General features: G+C 61.8%; 26 protein-coding genes. 5 read left to right on the plus strand and 21 right to left on the minus strand.

Features of this window, described 5'->3' with window-relative positions; genetic code table 11:
• Window positions 1–147: 147 nt before the first annotated feature.
• The 4 genes from gpmI (at window position 148) to GBJ34_RS14785 (ending at window position 4,951) form a co-directional block, all read left to right on the plus strand.
• Window positions 148–1,668, plus strand: coding sequence for a 2,3-bisphosphoglycerate-independent phosphoglycerate mutase (gene gpmI / locus GBJ34_RS14770; RefSeq protein ID WP_151719989.1), 1,521 nt, complete (start codon window positions 148–150; stop codon window positions 1,666–1,668).
• Window positions 1,668–2,852 (plus strand): murein hydrolase activator EnvC family protein, encoded by a 1,185-nt coding sequence (locus GBJ34_RS14775; RefSeq protein ID WP_151719990.1) that lies wholly within the window; start codon window positions 1,668–1,670, stop codon window positions 2,850–2,852. The genes gpmI and GBJ34_RS14775 overlap by 1 nt, the downstream gene beginning before the upstream one ends.
• A gap of 83 nt (window positions 2,853–2,935) precedes the next feature.
• A complete protein-coding gene (locus GBJ34_RS14780) occupies window positions 2,936–4,324 on the plus strand; it encodes a S41 family peptidase (RefSeq protein ID WP_151719991.1) in 1,389 nt (462 codons plus the stop codon).
• A gap of 135 nt (window positions 4,325–4,459) precedes the next feature.
• Window positions 4,460–4,951: an RNA pyrophosphohydrolase gene (locus tag GBJ34_RS14785; RefSeq protein ID WP_151719992.1), complete on the plus strand. Its 492-nt coding sequence runs from the start codon at window positions 4,460–4,462 to the stop codon at window positions 4,949–4,951.
• Between the two features lie 197 nt (window positions 4,952–5,148).
• Here the strand turns inward: GBJ34_RS14785 and rpmD are convergent, their stop codons facing one another.
• The 11 genes from rpmD to rpmC form a co-directional block, all read right to left on the minus strand.
• A complete protein-coding gene (gene rpmD / locus GBJ34_RS14790) occupies window positions 5,149–5,340 on the minus strand; it encodes a 50S ribosomal protein L30 (protein ID WP_151719993.1) in 192 nt (63 codons plus the stop codon).
• A 2-nt stretch (window positions 5,341–5,342) separates the two neighbouring features.
• Window positions 5,343–5,924 carry a 30S ribosomal protein S5 gene (gene rpsE, locus GBJ34_RS14795; RefSeq protein ID WP_151719994.1) on the minus strand — a complete coding sequence of 194 codons (582 nt, stop codon included), beginning with the start codon at window positions 5,922–5,924 and terminating at the stop codon, window positions 5,343–5,345.
• Window positions 5,925–6,038: 114 nt separating this feature from the next.
• Window positions 6,039–6,398 carry a 50S ribosomal protein L18 gene (gene rplR, locus GBJ34_RS14800; RefSeq protein WP_151719995.1) on the minus strand — a complete coding sequence of 120 codons (360 nt, stop codon included), beginning with the start codon at window positions 6,396–6,398 and terminating at the stop codon, window positions 6,039–6,041.
• Between the two features lie 11 nt (window positions 6,399–6,409).
• Entirely contained in the window at window positions 6,410–6,943 is a 534-nt protein-coding gene (gene rplF / locus GBJ34_RS14805; protein ID WP_151719996.1) for a 50S ribosomal protein L6, read from the minus strand.
• 10 nt (window positions 6,944–6,953) lie between these two features.
• Window positions 6,954–7,352, minus strand: coding sequence for a 30S ribosomal protein S8 (gene rpsH / locus GBJ34_RS14810; protein WP_151719997.1), 399 nt, complete (start codon window positions 7,350–7,352; stop codon window positions 6,954–6,956).
• A 12-nt stretch (window positions 7,353–7,364) separates the two neighbouring features.
• Window positions 7,365–7,670 (minus strand): 30S ribosomal protein S14, encoded by a 306-nt coding sequence (rpsN, locus tag GBJ34_RS14815; RefSeq protein WP_151719998.1) that lies wholly within the window; start codon window positions 7,668–7,670, stop codon window positions 7,365–7,367.
• A gap of 16 nt (window positions 7,671–7,686) precedes the next feature.
• A complete protein-coding gene (gene rplE, locus GBJ34_RS14820; RefSeq protein WP_151719999.1) occupies window positions 7,687–8,247 on the minus strand; it encodes a 50S ribosomal protein L5 in 561 nt (186 codons plus the stop codon).
• Window positions 8,247–8,552, minus strand: a complete 306-nt coding sequence (gene rplX, locus GBJ34_RS14825; protein WP_151720000.1) for a 50S ribosomal protein L24 — start codon at window positions 8,550–8,552, stop codon at window positions 8,247–8,249. Before rplX ends, rplE begins: the two co-directional genes overlap by 1 nt.
• A gap of 1 nt (window position 8,553) precedes the next feature.
• Complete coding sequence (gene rplN / locus GBJ34_RS14830) at window positions 8,554–8,922, minus strand: 50S ribosomal protein L14 (RefSeq protein WP_023666245.1); 369 nt, start codon at window positions 8,920–8,922, stop codon at window positions 8,554–8,556.
• Window positions 8,923–9,007: 85 nt separating this feature from the next.
• Window positions 9,008–9,241, minus strand: a complete 234-nt coding sequence (gene rpsQ / locus GBJ34_RS14835) for a 30S ribosomal protein S17 (protein ID WP_151720001.1) — start codon at window positions 9,239–9,241, stop codon at window positions 9,008–9,010.
• An 11-nt stretch (window positions 9,242–9,252) separates the two neighbouring features.
• Entirely contained in the window at window positions 9,253–9,453 is a 201-nt protein-coding gene (gene rpmC / locus GBJ34_RS14840; protein WP_151720002.1) for a 50S ribosomal protein L29, read from the minus strand.
• Window positions 9,454–9,560: 107 nt separating this feature from the next.
• Between rpmC and GBJ34_RS14845 the strand changes: the two genes are divergently transcribed.
• Window positions 9,561–10,001 carry a hypothetical protein gene (locus tag GBJ34_RS14845; protein ID WP_151720003.1) on the plus strand — a complete coding sequence of 147 codons (441 nt, stop codon included), beginning with the start codon at window positions 9,561–9,563 and terminating at the stop codon, window positions 9,999–10,001.
• A 61-nt stretch (window positions 10,002–10,062) separates the two neighbouring features.
• Here the strand turns inward: GBJ34_RS14845 and rplP are convergent, their stop codons facing one another.
• The 10 genes from rplP to GBJ34_RS14895 form a co-directional block, all read right to left on the minus strand.
• Window positions 10,063–10,476: a 50S ribosomal protein L16 gene (rplP, locus tag GBJ34_RS14850; RefSeq protein WP_151720004.1), complete on the minus strand. Its 414-nt coding sequence runs from the start codon at window positions 10,474–10,476 to the stop codon at window positions 10,063–10,065.
• 14 nt (window positions 10,477–10,490) lie between these two features.
• Window positions 10,491–11,201, minus strand: coding sequence for a 30S ribosomal protein S3 (rpsC, locus tag GBJ34_RS14855; protein WP_151720005.1), 711 nt, complete (start codon window positions 11,199–11,201; stop codon window positions 10,491–10,493).
• Window positions 11,201–11,581, minus strand: a complete 381-nt coding sequence (gene rplV, locus GBJ34_RS14860) for a 50S ribosomal protein L22 (protein WP_151720006.1) — start codon at window positions 11,579–11,581, stop codon at window positions 11,201–11,203. The genes rpsC and rplV overlap by 1 nt, the downstream gene beginning before the upstream one ends.
• 3 nt (window positions 11,582–11,584) lie before the next feature.
• Window positions 11,585–11,863: a 30S ribosomal protein S19 gene (gene rpsS, locus GBJ34_RS14865; RefSeq protein WP_151720007.1), complete on the minus strand. Its 279-nt coding sequence runs from the start codon at window positions 11,861–11,863 to the stop codon at window positions 11,585–11,587.
• Window positions 11,864–11,866: 3 nt separating this feature from the next.
• The gene (gene rplB, locus GBJ34_RS14870; RefSeq protein WP_151720008.1) at window positions 11,867–12,706 is read right to left on the minus strand and encodes a 50S ribosomal protein L2; all 840 of its coding nucleotides are present in this window, start codon (window positions 12,704–12,706) and stop codon (window positions 11,867–11,869) included.
• A 295-nt stretch (window positions 12,707–13,001) separates the two neighbouring features.
• Entirely contained in the window at window positions 13,002–13,301 is a 300-nt protein-coding gene (locus tag GBJ34_RS14875; RefSeq protein ID WP_151720009.1) for a 50S ribosomal protein L23, read from the minus strand.
• Entirely contained in the window at window positions 13,298–13,918 is a 621-nt protein-coding gene (gene rplD, locus GBJ34_RS14880; protein WP_151720010.1) for a 50S ribosomal protein L4, read from the minus strand. The genes GBJ34_RS14875 and rplD overlap by 4 nt, the downstream gene beginning before the upstream one ends.
• Window positions 13,915–14,634, minus strand: coding sequence for a 50S ribosomal protein L3 (gene rplC, locus GBJ34_RS14885; protein WP_151720011.1), 720 nt, complete (start codon window positions 14,632–14,634; stop codon window positions 13,915–13,917). The genes rplD and rplC overlap by 4 nt, the downstream gene beginning before the upstream one ends.
• Window positions 14,635–14,649: 15 nt before the next feature.
• Window positions 14,650–14,955, minus strand: coding sequence for a 30S ribosomal protein S10 (gene rpsJ / locus GBJ34_RS14890; RefSeq protein WP_151720012.1), 306 nt, complete (start codon window positions 14,953–14,955; stop codon window positions 14,650–14,652).
• Between the two features lie 218 nt (window positions 14,956–15,173).
• Entirely contained in the window at window positions 15,174–15,659 is a 486-nt protein-coding gene (locus tag GBJ34_RS14895; RefSeq protein ID WP_151720013.1) for a hypothetical protein, read from the minus strand.
• Window positions 15,660–15,972: the final 313 nt, after the last annotated feature.

The following is a 15,972-nucleotide window of genomic DNA, read 5'->3' on the forward strand; positions in this document are numbered from 1 at the left end:
GCCTCCGGTCAACGATTGCAAGAAAACAGGGGCCGGATCTGGTCGCGCGCTCCACCGCCTGCACCGAACAGCCCCCCGCGAAAGCCGCCCGTTGCGCGCCCGCGCGGGGCAGCGTAAAACCGCAATCAGACAAGGAAAGGGCCGCGCATGACCACCCCGAAACCCGTAGTGCTGTGCATTCTGGATGGCTGGGGCTATCGCGAAGACAGAGCCGCCAATGCGCCCGCCCTGGCCCATACCCCGAATTTCGACCGGATCTGGGCCAATTGCCCGCATGGATTGTTGACCACCCATGGGCCGGATGTGGGGCTGCCCACCGGGCAGATGGGCAATTCCGAGGTGGGCCATACCAATATCGGCGCAGGCCGGGTGGTGGCGATGGATCTGGGCCAGATTGATCTTGCGATCGAGGATGGCAGCTTTTTTCAGAATGCCGCGCTTTTGCGTTTCATAGCGGCCCTGCAGGCCTCAAACGGCACCGCGCATCTGATGGGCGTGGTCTCAGATGGCGGCGTGCATGGCCATATGCTGCATGTCGTCGCCGCCTGCCGCGCGATTGCAGCCGCAGGCGTGCCGGTCGTCCTGCACGCGATCACCGACGGGCGCGATGTCGCCCCCAGTTCGGCACTTGGTTATGTCCAGCAATTGCAGGATCTGCTGCCCGAAAGCGTCCGCATCGGCACCGTGATCGGCCGCTATTGGGCGATGGACCGTGACAACCGCTGGGAGCGCGTCAGCCGTGCCTTCAACGCCATGATGCGTGGCGATGGCGAGGCAGCCAGCACCGCTGTGGAGGCGGTGGAGCGCGCCTATGCGCGAGCGGAAACCGATGAGTTCATCCAGCCCGCCGTGATCGGCGGCTTTGCAGGTGCCCGTGATGGCGATGGCTTCTTCTGCCTGAACTTCCGCGCCGACCGCGCCCGCGAGATCCTGTTGGCGGTGGGCGATGCAGGCTTTACCGAGTTCGACACCGGCGCGCGGCCGGTCTGGGCCGCCCTGCTGGGCATGGTGGACTATTCCACCCATCACAACGGCTTCATGGCCAGCGCCTATCCCAAGCAGGAAATCGTGAACACTCTGGGCGAATGGGTGGCCAGCCATGGCCGCAGCCAGTTCCGGCTGGCCGAGACCGAGAAATATCCCCATGTCACCTTCTTCCTGAATGGCGGCAAAGAGGCCCCCTCGCCCGGCGAGGATCGTTTCATGCCGAAATCGCCGAAAGTGGCGACCTATGACCTGCAACCCGAGATGAGCGAACCGGAGGTGGCCGAGCAACTGGTCGGCGCGATCCGCCATGGCTATGACCTGATCGTGGTGAACTTCGCCAATCCCGATATGGTTGGCCATACTGGCAGCCTTGAGGCCGCGATCAAGGCCTGCGAGGCGGTGGATGACGGGCTTGGCCGTGCCCTTGTCGCGCTGGAGGCTGCGGGCGGCGCGATGATCGTCACCGCCGATCACGGCAATTGCGAAACCATGGTCGATCCGGTGACCGGCGGGCCGCATACCGCGCATACCACCAATCCGGTGCCGGTGATCCTTGTTGGTGGACCGGCCGGGGCGCGCCTGCGCACGGGTGGAAGGCTGGCCGATCTGGCCCCCACGCTGCTGCAACTGATGGCTCTGCCGCAACCGGCAGAGATGACCGGGAAAAGCCTGATCGCCTGATGTTGATCCGCCGCGCCCCCTTTGCCGCTGCCTTGACGCTGTGCCTGGGCCTTGGCTTTGCAACGGCCTTGGGCGGGACCACCGGCGCGATGGCCGCGACGGTCGCCGAACAGGCGCAAACCGCGGCCGTCAATCTTCAGGCCGCGGTGAAGGCACTGGATCAGGCGCGACAGGGCAAGGATCGCATCCGCGCCCTGACCCAGACGATCACCGCCTATGAACAGGGGCTGACGGCGCTGCGCGAAAGCCTGCGCCAAGCCTCGATCCGCGAGGCCACGCTGCTGATGCAGTTTCAGGCCAAGCGCGACCGCGTGGCGCAACTGGTGGGGGTTCTGAGCCAGCTGGAAAGCGACCCTGCCCCCCTGTTGCTGCTGCATCCGACCGGGCCGGTCGGCACCGTGCGGTCAGGTATCATGATCGCCGATGTCACCCCCGCGCTTCAGGCCGAGGCCGAGGCTTTGGGCAAACAACTGGCCGAGGTCCGCGACCTGCGCCAGTTGCAGACCGCCGCAGGCAAGACGCTGGCCGAAGGGCTGCGCGTGGCGCAGGCCGCGCGCACCGCGCTCAGTCAGGCGATATCGGATCGCACCGAATTGCCGCGCCGCTTTACCGAAGACCCTGAGGTGCTGAAGGGCCTGCTGGAAAGTGCCGACACGCTGGATGCCTTTGCCGCGGGGCTTGCGCTGAACGATATCGAATCCGAGGGGATCGAGGATTTCGGCTTTGGCCATGGCAAGCTGCAACTGCCGGTGCAGGGCACCCTGCTGCGTCGCCCCGAGGAGGCCGATGCCGCAGGCGTGCGCCGCCCTGGCATGGTGCTGGCCACCCGCAAGCAAGCTCTGGTCACTGCGCCATGGTCGGGCACCATCCGCTATCGCGGGCCACTGCTGGATTTCGGAAACGTGATTATCCTGGAGCCGGGGGCCGGATATCTTCTCATTCTCGCCGGGATGCAAACCGTCTATGGCGATGTGGGCGAGGTTGTGGGCGAAGGCGCACCGCTGGGTCTGATGGGGGGCGGTGAGCCGGGTATGGAAGAATTCCTTGTCTCTGCACAGGATGGCGGTGGCGCAAGGGATACGGAAACGCTCTATGTGGAGCTGCGTCAGGGTGGCACGCCGGTCGATCCGCTGCCATGGTTCGCGGCAACCGCCGCGATGGCCAGCGGCCAGCAGGTGCCCTGAGCCCCTGTATGATGATCGCCGGGGCAGCCCGGCACTGGTATTTGCATGGCTGGAGACAGCGTGACGGAAGGATGTCTGAGGCGATGAAGAAACATGTGATGGCCGCTTTGGGCGGGACGGTGGCGGGGCTGCTTCTGACCACGCAGATCGCCGGTCCCCTCATCGCGCAGGAGGCGGCCAAAAGCTCCTCCGTCTATGAACAGCTGGATCTGTTCGGCGATATCTTTGAACGCATCCGCGGCCAATATGTCGAAGAGGTCGACAGCAAGAAGCTGATGGAAGCCGCGATCAACGGAATGCTGACCTCGCTGGATCCGCATTCCAGCTATATGGCCGCCGATGATTTCAGCGACATGCAGGTGCAGACGCGTGGCCAGTTCGGCGGGCTCGGCATCGAGGTCACGCAGGAACAGGGCTTCGTCAAGGTCGTGTCGCCGATGGATGACACGCCTGCCGACAAGGCCGGCATTCAGGCGGGCGATTTCATCACCCATGTGAACGGGGAAAGCGTGCTGGGGCTGACGTTGGATCAGGCAGTCGACCTGATGCGCGGCGAGGTCGGATCGGAGATCGTCATCACCGTGGCCCGCGAAGGGGCCGAGGAACCCTTCGATGTGTCGATCATCCGTGACACGATCAAACTGACGGCGGCCAAAGGCCGGATCGTCGGCAATACGATCGTGATCCGCCTGACCACCTTCAATGACCAGACCTATCCAGGGCTTCAGGAGGAATTCAAGAAGGCGGTCGAGGAAATCGGCGGGCTGGACAAGGTGAACGGCCTTGTCCTGGACCTGCGCAACAACCCGGGCGGGTTGCTGACGCAAGCCATCTCCGTGTCAGACGCATTTCTCGACAAGGGCGAGATCGTCTCGACCCGTGGGCGGGATGCAAAGGACAGCGAACGCTTCAATGCCGAAGCGGGCGATATGCTGAAGGGCAAGCCGATGGTCGTGCTGACCAATGGCGGCTCCGCCTCGGCCTCCGAAATCGTGGCGGGCGCGTTGCAAGACCACCGCCGTGCCATCGTGGTCGGCACCAAGAGCTTCGGCAAGGGGTCGGTCCAGTCGGTCATTCCGCTGCGCGGCGATGGCGCGATGCGCCTGACCACGGCGCGCTATTACACGCCCTCGGGTCGGTCGATCCAGGCACTTGGCATCTCCCCCGATATCGTGGTGAACCAGCCGGTGAAGAAGCCGGGTGAGGAAGGCACCGAGGCAGCGGCAGCCGCTGCAGAGGCCGAAGCCAAGGCCCGCACTGAGGCTGATCTGCGCGGCGTGCTGTCCAATGACAGCATGACCGAGGACGAAAAGCGCCAGTATCAGGAAGAGCAACAGCGCGTCGCCGAGACCGCCAAGCTGCGCGACGAAGATTACCAGCTGGCCTATGCCGTCGACATCCTGAAAGGTGCCGCCGCCATCGTGCCAAGCGCTGTGGATCCGGTGGCGGAAGCCCCGGCCTCCGCCAATTGAGCAGATCGCAAGGGGCCGGGAGACCGGCCCCTTTTCATGATGGTCGCCGCTTTCAAGACCGCTCCTTCACAAAGGGGCTGTTCTCAAGCCCCCCTTCGCAAGACGCCAGCCCCGTATCATTTGAGCGATATCCAGATGCGCCAGACCGAACCCGACTTTACCACCCTGCCCTATCGTCCCTGCGTGGGCGTCATGCTGATCAATGCCGAGGGGCTGATCTTCACCGGCAATCGTCGCGACAGCACCAGCGCCGCCTGGCAGATGCCGCAGGGTGGCATCGACAAAGACGAAAAGCCCCGCGCCGCCGCGCTGCGTGAGCTGTGGGAGGAAACCGGCGTCACCGAAGATCTGGTGGAGATCTTGGACAAGACCGAGGATTGGGTGACCTATGACCTGCCGCCCGAGTTGCTCGGCAAGGTCTGGGGCGGCAAGTATCGCGGTCAGCGCCAGAAATGGTTCCTGCTGCGCTATCTGGGCCGCGACGATCAGGTGAATATCGAGACCGATCACCCCGAATTCGACCGCTGGCAATGGAGCCGGGCCGATGACATGATCGCCTCCATCGTGCCCTTCAAGCGCGCGGTTTATGAAGAAGTCGTGGCCGCCTTCCGCCCGCATCTGGCCTGAGCAGAGGGCCCAGAGCGGCCAACCGGCGCTGTTGACGGGCAGCGCATTGGCCGCCGACCCCGATGGGCCCGAGGCGGCATTCCAACCCAGCTTTGCCCGCAGCCACTGGCCGGGCACGCCCGCCGAAAACAGAAACGCCCCGTGAGTTTCACGGGGCGTTTTCGCTGGTGATCCGGGCGACACAAGTCACCCTGAAATCAGCCGCGCTCTTCGATGATCTTCACAAGATGCGAGATCTTGTTGACCATGCCGCGAACCGAAGGCGTATCTTCGAGCTCACGGGTGCGGCGCATCTTGTTCAGGCCGAGGCCTTTCAGCGTTGCGGTCTGGATCGCGGGGCGACGGGCGGCCGAGGCGACCTGTTGAACGACGATGGTCTTCTTCGTCATGATCAGGCCTCCACTGCTTCGGCGTCAGACTTCTTGAGGATGTCCGCAACCTTTTTGCCACGACGCTGCGCAACCGAACGCGGCGAAGCCTCATGCTTCAGACCGTCGATGGTGGCGCGGATCATGTTGTAGGGGTTCTGCGAACCCAGCGACTTCGCCACGATGTCCTGGATGCCGACCATCTCGAAGACAGCGCGCATCGGACCACCGGCGATGATCCCGGTCCCGGCCACGGCCGAGCGCATCACGACTTTACCGGCGCCATGACGGCCTTCCATGTCGTGATGCAGGGTGCGGCTGTCTTTCAGCGGCACGCGGATCAGCGAACGCTTGGCCTGCTCAGTGGCCTTGCGGATCGCTTCCGGCACTTCTTTCGCCTTGCCCTTGCCGAAGCCAACGCGACCACGTTGGTCACCGACGACGACGAGCGCGGCGAAGCCGAAGCGCTTACCACCCTTGACGGTTTTCGACACACGGTTGATCGCGACCAGACGGTCGGCGAATTCCGGGGTTTCCTCGGCGCGGTCGCGGCGGTCGCCGCCACGCTGGCCGCGGTCATCCCGACGGTTCTCACGTTCAGCCATTCAGGCATTCCTTGCATTGGTGGCGCGCAAACGGCGCCTTGAAACCAATCCTGGTGCCGGGGGCTGGCCCCGGCCCGGATCATCGGGGGGGCGACCAAGCGCCCCCCACCGGGATCAGAACTTCAGACCGCCCTCACGGGCTGCATCTGCAAGCGCCTTGATCTTCCCGTGGAACAGGAAGCCGCCGCGGTCGAAGTAGCACACTTCGATACCAGCCGCTTTGGCGCGTTCTGCGATCGTGGTGCCCACTTTGGTCGCGGCTTCCACGGTGTTCTTGCCGACGAAGCCCAGATCCTTTTCGAGGGTCGAGGCGGCCGCCAGCGTCACGCCGCGCAGGTCGTCGATCAGCTGGACGCTGATGTTCTTGCCCGAGCGGTGGACGGACAGACGGGCACGCCCGTTTGCCATGGCTTTCAGTTTGTTCCGGACGCGCAGGCGGCGTTTGAGGAACAGATCTCTCTTGTTGTTCGCCATCTTCGCTATCCTTACTTCTTCTTACCTTCCTTGCGGAAGACGAACTCGTCCTTGTACCGGATGCCTTTGCCTTTATAGGGCTCGGGGCGCTTCCAGTCGCGGATGTTCGCTGCAACCTGACCAACGAGCTGTTGGTCGATGCCTTCCACAACGATTTCGGTCTGCTTCGGGGCGGTCACGGTGACGCCCTTCGGCACTTCGAAGTTCACCTCATGCGAATAGCCGAGCGACAGCTTCAGAACGTTGCCCTGCATCGCGGCGCGGTAACCCACACCTTGAATCTCGAGCTCTTTCTTGAAGCCGCTGGTGACGCCGGTCACCAGGTTCTCGACCATCGAACGGGCCATGCCCCATTGCTGACGGGCGCGTTTGGAGGTGCCGCGCGGGGTCACCTTCACCGAGCCCTCTTCGATCGCAAGGGTCACATCGTCGGTCGCGGTGAAGTTGCGGGTGCCTTTCGGCCCCTTCACTTCGATCGACTGGCCGGAGATGGAGGCCGACACGCCATTCGGCAGTGCCACGGGCTTTTTGCCAATACGAGACATATACCCCTCCTCAGAACACGGTGCAGAGCACTTCGCCGCCAACATTGGCGGAACGTGCAGCTGCATCGGACAGGACGCCTTTCGGGGTCGAGACAATCGAAACACCCAGACCGTTGCGCACGGTCGGGATCTCGTTCACGCCCATATAGACGCGACGGCCCGGCTTGGAAACGCGCTTGATTTCGCGGATCACCGGCTCGCCTTCGTAGTATTTCAACGAGATCACCAGCTCGCCTTGACCGTTTTCGGTCGTGGCGCGCTCGTAACCGCGGATGTAGCCTTCGGCTGCCAACACGTCCAGCACCCAGGCACGCAGCTTGGAGGCAGGGGTCGAGACAGTCGATTTACCGCGTGCTTGCGCATTGCGGATGCGGGTCAGCATATCGCCGATGGGATCATTAACAGGCATCTGCTCTCTCCCTTACCAGCTCGACTTGACCATGCCCGGGATCTGACCGAACGAGGCCAGTTCACGCAGCATGATCCGCGACAGTTTCAGCTTACGGTAGTAAGCATGGGGACGACCGGTCAGTTGGCAGCGGTTGTGCAGCCGGGTCGCCGACGAATTGCGGGGCAGTTGTGCCAGTTTCTGAGCGGCAACAAAGCGCTCGCCCACGGGCAGGTCCTGATTGGCGATGATCTCTTTGAGAGACGCGCGCTTGGCGGAATAGACGTCCACCAGGTGCTGACGCTTCTTCTCGCGTTCGATCATGGATTTCTTGGCCATAATGATATCCTCGAGATCAGCTGGAGAAGGGCATGTTGAAGTGCTTGAGCAGCGACTTCGCTTCAGCGTCGGTCTTGGCGGTCGTGCAGATGATGATGTCCATGCCGAGAACGTCGTCGATCTTGTCGAACTCGATCTCCGGGAACACGATCTGCTCTTTCAGCCCCATGGCATAGTTGCCACGGCCATCGAACGAGGTGCCCTTCACGCCGCGGAAGTCGCGGACGCGCGGCAGGGCCACGTTGATGAGACGGTCGAGGAATTCATACATGCGGTCGCCACGCAGCGTGACTTTGCAGCCCAGCGGCATTTCTTCACGCACGCGGAAGCCGGCGATCGACTTCTTCGCATGGGTGATGACAGCTTTCTGACCCGCGATGGCCGTCATCTGCTCTGCAGCAGCCTTGACCTTCTTGGTGTCTTTCACCGCATCGCCAACGCCCATGTTGATCACGATCTTTTCGAGACGCGGGATCTGCATGTCGTTCTTGTAGCCGAATTCCGCTTTGACGGCGGCGCGGATCTTGTCCTTGTATTCGGACTTCAGACGCGGGGTATATTGTGCAGCGTCAAGCATCAGATCACGTCCCCCGTGGTCTTGGCGAAACGCACCTTCACATCACCTTCCATGCGGAAGCCGACGCGGGTGGCCTTGCCGTTCTTGTCCAGGATCGCCAGGTTCGACAGGTCGATCGGCATCGCTTTCGCGATACGGCCGCCCTGGGTGCCCTGGGTCTGCTTGGTGTGGCGGATCGCGATGTTGATGCCTTCCACAACGGCTTTGTTGGCCGAGGGGTTCACGGACGAGATTTCGCCCTGCTTGCCCTTGTCCTTGCCGGTGAGCACGACAACCTTGTCGCCTTTTTTCAGCTTCGCAGCCATATCACAGCACCTCCGGCGCCAGCGAGATGATCTTCATGAAGTTCTTCGCACGCAGCTCACGCACGACCGGCCCGAAGATACGGGTGCCAACCGGCTCGCCCTGATTGTTCAGGATGACGGCAGCGTTGCGGTCGAAGCGGATGGAGGTGCCATCTTCACGACGAACTTCTTTCGCGGTGCGAACGACGACGGCCTTGCGGACATCACCCTTCTTCACGCGACCTTTCGGAATCGCCTCCTTGACCGACACCACGATGATGTCGCCCACGGATGCGTAGCGGCGGTGCGAACCGCCCAGAACCTTGATGCACTGAACTCGGCGAGCGCCGGAGTTGTCAGCAACATCCAGATTGGTCTGCATCTGGATCATTTGGTTTCTCCCGACCTTTGGGCTGGCTGATCAGCACCAACCCAGGGTTTCGTTCAGATATCTGAACGATGGGATCGAAGCCTTCTCAGGCCTCGACCACCACCGTCCAGCGTTTCGTCTTCGAGATCGGCGCACATTCTTCAATGCGCACGGCATCGCCGACCTTGAACTTGTTCTCCGCGTCATGGGCGCGGTATTTCTTCGACTTGCGCACGGTCTTCTGCAGCAGCGGGTGCTTGAAGCGACGCTCGACGAGGACGGTGATCGTTTGCTCGTTCTTGTCCGAGGTGACGACACCCGAAAGGATACGCTTGGGCATGTTGTCTCTCCTCAGTTCGCAGCTTGAGCGGCTTGCTGGTTCAGAACCGTCATAATGCGGGCAACGTCACGACGGACGGTGCGCATACGCGCGGTGTTCTCAAGCTGGCCGGTCGCTTGCTGGAAGCGCAGGTTGAACGCTTCCTTTTTCAGCGCCACGAGCTGCTCACGGAGCTGCTCAGGCGTCTTGGCCTTGAGTTCTTGGGCGGTCATACGCCTTTTCCTTTTGACAATCACCAGACGGCCCCGATGTTCAGGGTAACCGTTGACCTGGCGGATCAATGATATACCGACGAATCCGAGTCACCCCGGAGCCGCAGATGGGCCCGTTTAAGGCGAGGGGGGTGGAAAGGCAAGGGAAAGTTTGCCAGGAGCGCATGGCCCCCGAAAGCCAAGGCCGCAAGCGCAAATACAAGCGGAGGCTTGACAAGCTGAGACAGAGCCACCACTTAACCCGGCTCGATCAAAAAATGAAGGAAAAGATGTACATCTTAGATGAAAACCAAGGCAGGCACAAGTCCTATTTTCAATACAGCTTCCCTTTCTGCCGTGCGCCTATGTCGTCGGTTTCACACAGAAAGAGAAACATCCCCGCCCACTTGGCGAATGCGAGTTACACAACATACACAAGTGAACCCGACTACGACTGGATGAAAGAGACATATCGGTCGCTCTGTGAAAACTACGGCCGCGACCCCGCAGGGTATCACGAGGATATTGAAGATATGGTCATACAACACGAGCGCGGGTGGCTGCATTGAGAAGGCCCCCGCCGTCTCCGGCAGGGGCCCTCGATCTTTTGCGTGAAACGCTAGGGACTGATTACCAGTCTTCGCGGACCACGATGCGGGTGGTCACCGGCAGTTTGTTCGCGCCGAGGCGCAGGGCCTCGCGGGCGATCGTTTCGGCAACGCCGTCGATCTCGAACATGATCCGGCCCGGCTTCACCTTGGCCGCCCAGTAATCGACCGAACCCTTACCTTTACCCATACGGACTTCGGTGGGTTTCGACGAAACCGGGACATCCGGGAAAATCCGGATCCAGACACGGCCCTGGCGTTTCATGTGACGGGTGATCGCACGACGCGCGGCTTCGATCTGGCGCGCGGTCACACGCTCCGGCTCGGTTGCCTTCAGGGCGAAGGTGCCGAAGTTCAGGTCGAAACCGCCCTTGGCTTCGCCATGGATCCGGCCCTTGTGCTGTTTGCGGAACTTCGTCCGTTTCGGTTGCAGCATCTTTCTCTACTCCCTTACGCGCGCTCGCGCTCGCGGCGCTGCGGACGCGGAGACGGGGTCTCCTCCGACAGACGACGGTCATGCGCTTGCGGATCGTGCTCGAGGATCTCGCCTTTGAAGATCCACACTTTCACGCCGATGATCCCATAGGGGGTCATGGCTTCCGACAGCGCATAATCGATGTCGGCACGCAGGGTGTGCAGCGGCACGCGGCCTTCACGGTACCATTCGGTCCGCGCGATTTCAGCACCGCCGAGACGGCCCGAAACGTTCACACGGATGCCGAGACCGCCAAGGCGCATCGCATTCTGCACGCCGCGCTTCATGGCACGACGGAAGGACACGCGGCGCTCCATCTGCTGAGCGATCGACTCGGCCACAAGCTGAGCGTCGAGCTCGGGCTTGCGCACTTCGACGATGTTCAGGTGCAGTTCCGACTTGGTGAACGCCGACAGCTTCTTGCGCAGACCTTCGATGTCTGCACCTTTCTTGCCGATGATCACACCCGGACGTGCAGTGTGAATGGTCACACGGCACTTCTTGTGCGGACGCTCGATGATAACGCGCGAAATGCCAGCCTGCTTGCACTCTTCGTGCACGAACTCGCGGATCTTCAGATCTTCGAGCAGCAGATTGCCATAGTCTTTCGACTCAGCAAACCAGCGGCTGTCCCAGGTCCGGTTGACCTGAAGACGCATCCCAATGGGGTTGACCTTCTGACCCATTACGCAGTCTCCCCTTGCTGACGCACCTTGATGGTGATTTCCGAGAACGGCTTCATGATCTTGCCGAACCGGCCACGGGCACGCGGACGGCCACGCTTCATCACCAGGTTCTTGCCACACCAGGCTTCGGCAACCACGAGGGCGTCGACGTCGAGCCCATGGTTGTTTTCAGCATTGGCGATGGCCGATTGCAGAACCTTCAGCACGTCCTGGGCGATCCGCTTCTTGGAGAAGGTCAGATCGGCAATTGCCTTCTCGACCTTCTTGCCACGGATCAGACCGGCGACGAGATTGAGTTTCTGCGGCGAGGTGCGAAGCATACGGGCCTTGGCCAGCGCCTCGTTATCCGCCACGCGGCGCGGATTCTTTTCCTTACCCATGGCTTACTTCCTCTTGGCTTTCTTGTCGGCGGCGTGACCGTAATAGGTCCGGGTCGGCGAATATTCACCGAACTTCTGGCCGATCATCTCTTCGGTCACCGCGACGGGGATGTGCTTCTTGCCGTTATAGACGGCGAAGGTCAGACCCACGAATTGCGGCAGGATGGTGGAGCGACGCGACCAGATCTTGATCACTTCCGCCTTGCCCGAATCGCGTGCTTTCTCTGCTTTCTTCAGCAGGTAGGCATCGACGAAGGGGCCTTTCCAGATAGAACGTGCCATGGATTAGCGTCCCTTCTTCTTCGCGTGGCGCGACCGGACAATATACTTGTCGGTCTGCTTGTTCGAACGGGTGCGGTTGCCCTTGGTGCCCTTGCCCCACGGTGTAACCGGGTGACGGCCACCAGAGGTACGGCCCTCACCACCACCATGCGGGTGATCGATCGGGTTCATCGCGACACCACGGACGGTCGGACGCACGCCCTTGTGGCGCATACGACCGGCTTTACCGTAGTTCTGGTTGGAGTTGTCGGGGTTCGACACGGCACCAACGGTCGCCATGCATTCCTGACGCACCATGCGCAGCTCGCCCGAGGACAGGCGGATCTGGGCGTAGCCACCGTCACGACCAACGAACTGGGCATAGGTGCCAGCGGCGCGGGCCAGCTGACCACCCTTACCGGGCTTCAGCTCGACGTTGTGAACGATCGTCCCGATCGGCATCCCCGAGAAGGGCATCGCGTTGCCGGGCTTCACGTCGGTCTTGGTGCCGGCGATCACGCTGTCACCAACAGCCAGGCGCTGCGGCGCGAGGATATAGGCCAGCTCGCCATCGGCGTATTTCACAAGGGCGATAAAGGCGGTGCGGTTCGGATCGTATTCGATCCGCTCGACGACCGCCGCGATGTCGAACTTGCGACGCTTGAAATCCACAACGCGGTAGAGACGCTTCGCGCCACCGCCCTTGTGCCACATCGTGACGCGTCCGGTGTTGTTACGACCACCCGTCTTGGTCAAACCCTCGGTGAGGGCTTTGACCGGACGGCCTTTGAACAGCTCCGAACGGTCGATCAGAACCAGCCCACGCTGGCCAGGCGTCGTCGGCTTATACGACTTAAGTGCCATGCTTTCTGTCTTCCGTCTGCTTGCGCATAACGCCCCCCTACCCTTGCGGATGTCGGGTCGCCTTCGCGCGGTTGTAGGGCTCCGAAGATCCCCGGTGAACGTCCCGCGCCGAAACGCAGAACAAAGGCAAAGCCCCGGAACGAATCCCGGGGCCAGACCGATGGCCCGCTTTATGCGAGGTGACCCGTGGCGTCAAGGCAGGAAACCCTGCCCCTGCGCTTGGCCCGCTCCATAGCGACCCAAAAGCAAAACGCCCCCGCAATGCTGCGGGGGCGTCCTGTCACATAGCCTGCAATCAGAGGCCCGAGGCCACGTCGATGCTGTGACCTTCTTCGAGGATCACATAGGCCTTTTTCTTGTCGCTGCGCTCGCCGGGACGGCCACGGAAGCGCTTGACCTTGCCTTTCGACACAACGGTGTTCACGGCTTTCACCTTCACACCAAAGACAGCCTCGACGGCTTCCTTGATCTGGGGTTTGGTCGCATCCATCGCCACGACGAAGGTCGCCGCATTCGAGGTTTCGGCCGCGAGGGTCGATTTCTCGGTGATGACCGGCTTCTTGATCAGGTCGTAATGTTCGGGCTTGGCGGTCATTTCAGACGAGCCTCCAGAGCTTCGACACCTGCCTTGGTGATCACCAGCTGATCACGCTTCAGGATGTCATAGACGTTGGCACCGATCGACGGCAGCACATCGATGGTCTCGATGTTGCGGGCAGCCATGACGAAGTTTTCGTTCACGTCTGCGCCGTCGATGATCAGCACGCGCTTCCAGCCCAGTTCCTTCGCGGCTTTGGCCAGGAAAGCGGTCTTGGCTTCGGCAATCGCCAGGTTGTCCACGATGATCAGCTCACCGGCTTTCGCCTTGGCTGACAGGGCGTGACGCAGACCCAGAGCGCGGAACTTCTTCGGCAGGTCATGGGCGTGCGAACGGGGCTGCGGGCCCTTGTACACACCACCGTGACGGAAGATCGGAGCCTTCTTGGAACCGTGACGTGCGCCGCCGGTGCCTTTCTGGCGATAGATCTTCTTGGTCGAGTAGGACACGTCCGACTTGCCCAGCGTCGAGTGGGTGCCAGCCTGGGCTTTCGCCCGCTGCCAGCGCACAACACGGTGCAGGATGTCGGCGCGCGGCTCGAGACCGAACAGCGCTTCGTCCAGATCGATGGAACCGGCCTTGCCGCCGTCCAGCTTGATCACATCAAGTTTCATGCTTCACCCCCTTCAACGGCGGCTTCAGCAGCCGGAGCAGCAGCCGAACGCAGGGCTGCCGGCAGCGGCAGACCGGCCGGAGCCGCTTTCTTCACGGCGTCCTTGACGGTGACCCAGCCACCTTTCGAACCGGGGACTGCGCCTTTGATCAGGATCAGGCCGCGGTCGGCATCGGTCTTGACGACCTGCAGGTTCTGCGTGGTCACACGCACGGCACCCAGATGGCCAGCCATCTTCTTGCCCTTGAACACTTTGCCCGGATCCTGGCACTGGCCGGTCGAGCCGTGCGAACGGTGCGAGATCGACACACCGTGCGAGGCACGCAGACCACCGAAGTTGTGACGCTTCATCGCACCGGCAAAGCCTTTACCGATCGAGGTGCCGGCGATGTCGACGAACTGACCTGCCAGATAGTGTTCAGCGGAGATTTCCGCGCCCACTTCGATCAGGTTTTCGGCCGAAACGCGGAACTCGGCCACTTTGCGCTTCGGCGCCACATTCGCTTTCGCGAAATGGCCACGCTGTGCGGCGGTCGTGTTCTTGGCTTTGGCGGAACCCGCACCCAGCTGGACAGCCGTATAGCCGTCCTTGTCAGCGGTGCGCTGTGCGACCACTTGGAGGGAGTCGAGCTGAAGAACGGTCACAGGGATCTGCTTGCCGTCTTCGAGGAACAGCCGGGTCATGCCCAGCTTCTTGGCGATAACACCAGAACGCATAGGTTTCGCCTCCCCTTACACTTTGATCTCGACATCCACGCCAGCGGCGAGGTCGAGCTTCATCAGCGCGTCCACGGTCTGGGGGGTCGGGTCAACGATGTCGAGAAGACGCTTATGCGTGCGGATTTCCCACTGGTCGCGCGACTTCTTGTTGATGTGCGGACCACGGAGAACCGTGAATTTCTCGATTTTGTTCGGCAGCGGGATCGGGCCGCGCACTTGCGCGCCGGTACGCTTGGCCGTGTTCACGATTTCCTGCGTGCTGGCATCCAGAACGCGGTAATCGAAGGCTTTGAGCCTGATGCGGATGGTCTGTGACATATGTGCCCCTTGGGCTCGGCGGGAAGTCTCGGGCCGGCGCACCGCCCCCAAACCCCTCTTCCGTAGGTTTCTTGCATAGGGATGAAAGAAACGAGTCGGCCCCGAGGGACCGACCCGTTCACATCGCTTGGGGCCTTTAGACCGCTTGCGCCTGCATGGCAAGGGCGGAATCGCGGCAGGCCACATTTTCCGCCTTGTGCCGGTGGCACCGCCCCCGGTCAGAAACGCGGCAGCTCGACGAAAAAGCGCCGACGCCCACGCCAAAGCCGAAACGGCAATTCATGTTCGGGCACCCCCATAAGGAGAAGCGCCACCTGCCAGGTCGAGACAAGCCCGGACCAGCAGGCCGCAATCCAGAACAGGACAGGGAGATGCATCCGGTTTCCGCTGCGCAACTCGCCGGTCTTTGGGTGGTGCAGGCCTTTTACAATATCCCCCGGCAGATGGATCTTGTGGCTACGCCAATGCCCATCGGGATATTCCTGACGCAAGCCTTCCGCCCCGGCGAGTGCAAAAATGCTTCGATATTCTCGATCCCCATCCGCGTCCTCACGCATCTGCACCTCGACCACCAGGAGGTCGGCCGCCTCGGCCTGGATCAGAAAGACAATGCTGCTCCACGAAAAGTAGAAGGCCGCAAACCATGTGATCACGGTTAGCAGACTGTATTGAAAGACGTGAAATATCCGAATGACTTGCTGCATGGCACGGGTCCGAAATTCTTTTCTGGAACCAATGCCGTGGCTTTCGGGCAGAATATGGGCATGGGAGTGATCCTCTCAATCTACCCCGGAAATTCGTCGAATTTCCGTAGCTTCGCGATCGGGTGCATATCCCGCGCAGCCCGTGCGCTGCGATCCTTCGCCGAAGGATCGGGCCCCGCGCCAGAGCCCCGGCCCCCCCGACGCAAAAGGCCGCCCCTTGGGGCGGCCTTTCTATCTGGTGATCGCGCAGATCAGGCGGTGATCTGCGGCACAGCCCTATGGCCCTGCGCGCAGCACGCAATGATCTCGACAC

This window comes from Gemmobacter serpentinus, assembly GCF_008973825.1.
Classification (GTDB): domain Bacteria; phylum Pseudomonadota; class Alphaproteobacteria; order Rhodobacterales; family Rhodobacteraceae; genus Gemmobacter; species Gemmobacter serpentinus.

Coding starts and splice junctions, on each gene's coding strand:
- gpmI (WP_151719989.1), top strand. CDS start 148: ATGACCACCCCGAAACCCGTAGTGCTGTGCATTCTGGATGGCTGGGGC.
- GBJ34_RS14775 (WP_151719990.1), top strand. CDS start 1,668: ATGTTGATCCGCCGCGCCCCCTTTGCCGCTGCCTTGACGCTGTGCCTG.
- GBJ34_RS14780 (WP_151719991.1), top strand. CDS start 2,936: ATGAAGAAACATGTGATGGCCGCTTTGGGCGGGACGGTGGCGGGGCTG.
- GBJ34_RS14785 (WP_151719992.1), top strand. CDS start 4,460: ATGCGCCAGACCGAACCCGACTTTACCACCCTGCCCTATCGTCCCTGC.
- rpmD (WP_151719993.1), bottom strand. CDS start 5,340: ATGACGAAGAAGACCATCGTCGTTCAACAGGTCGCCTCGGCCGCCCGT.
- rpsE (WP_151719994.1), bottom strand. CDS start 5,924: ATGGCTGAACGTGAGAACCGTCGGGATGACCGCGGCCAGCGTGGCGGC.
- rplR (WP_151719995.1), bottom strand. CDS start 6,398: ATGGCGAACAACAAGAGAGATCTGTTCCTCAAACGCCGCCTGCGCGTC.
- rplF (WP_151719996.1), bottom strand. CDS start 6,943: ATGTCTCGTATTGGCAAAAAGCCCGTGGCACTGCCGAATGGCGTGTCG.
- rpsH (WP_151719997.1), bottom strand. CDS start 7,352: ATGCCTGTTAATGATCCCATCGGCGATATGCTGACCCGCATCCGCAAT.
- rpsN (WP_151719998.1), bottom strand. CDS start 7,670: ATGGCCAAGAAATCCATGATCGAACGCGAGAAGAAGCGTCAGCACCTG.
- rplE (WP_151719999.1), bottom strand. CDS start 8,247: ATGCTTGACGCTGCACAATATACCCCGCGTCTGAAGTCCGAATACAAG.
- rplX (WP_151720000.1), bottom strand. CDS start 8,552: ATGGCTGCGAAGCTGAAAAAAGGCGACAAGGTTGTCGTGCTCACCGGC.
- rplN (WP_023666245.1), bottom strand. CDS start 8,922: ATGATCCAGATGCAGACCAATCTGGATGTTGCTGACAACTCCGGCGCT.
- rpsQ (WP_151720001.1), bottom strand. CDS start 9,241: ATGCCCAAGCGTATCCTTTCGGGTGTCGTCACCTCGGACAAGAACGAG.
- rpmC (WP_151720002.1), bottom strand. CDS start 9,453: ATGACCGCCCAAGAACTCAAGGCCAAGACGCCTGAGCAGCTCCGTGAG.
- GBJ34_RS14845 (WP_151720003.1), top strand. CDS start 9,561: ATGGGCCCGTTTAAGGCGAGGGGGGTGGAAAGGCAAGGGAAAGTTTGC.
- rplP (WP_151720004.1), bottom strand. CDS start 10,476: ATGCTGCAACCGAAACGGACGAAGTTCCGCAAACAGCACAAGGGCCGG.
- rpsC (WP_151720005.1), bottom strand. CDS start 11,201: ATGGGTCAGAAGGTCAACCCCATTGGGATGCGTCTTCAGGTCAACCGG.
- rplV (WP_151720006.1), bottom strand. CDS start 11,581: ATGGGTAAGGAAAAGAATCCGCGCCGCGTGGCGGATAACGAGGCGCTG.
- rpsS (WP_151720007.1), bottom strand. CDS start 11,863: ATGGCACGTTCTATCTGGAAAGGCCCCTTCGTCGATGCCTACCTGCTG.
- rplB (WP_151720008.1), bottom strand. CDS start 12,706: ATGGCACTTAAGTCGTATAAGCCGACGACGCCTGGCCAGCGTGGGCTG.
- GBJ34_RS14875 (WP_151720009.1), bottom strand. CDS start 13,301: ATGACCGCCAAGCCCGAACATTACGACCTGATCAAGAAGCCGGTCATC.
- rplD (WP_151720010.1), bottom strand. CDS start 13,918: ATGAAACTTGATGTGATCAAGCTGGACGGCGGCAAGGCCGGTTCCATC.
- rplC (WP_151720011.1), bottom strand. CDS start 14,634: ATGCGTTCTGGTGTTATCGCCAAGAAGCTGGGCATGACCCGGCTGTTC.
- rpsJ (WP_151720012.1), bottom strand. CDS start 14,955: ATGTCACAGACCATCCGCATCAGGCTCAAAGCCTTCGATTACCGCGTT.
- GBJ34_RS14895 (WP_151720013.1), bottom strand. CDS start 15,659: ATGCAGCAAGTCATTCGGATATTTCACGTCTTTCAATACAGTCTGCTA.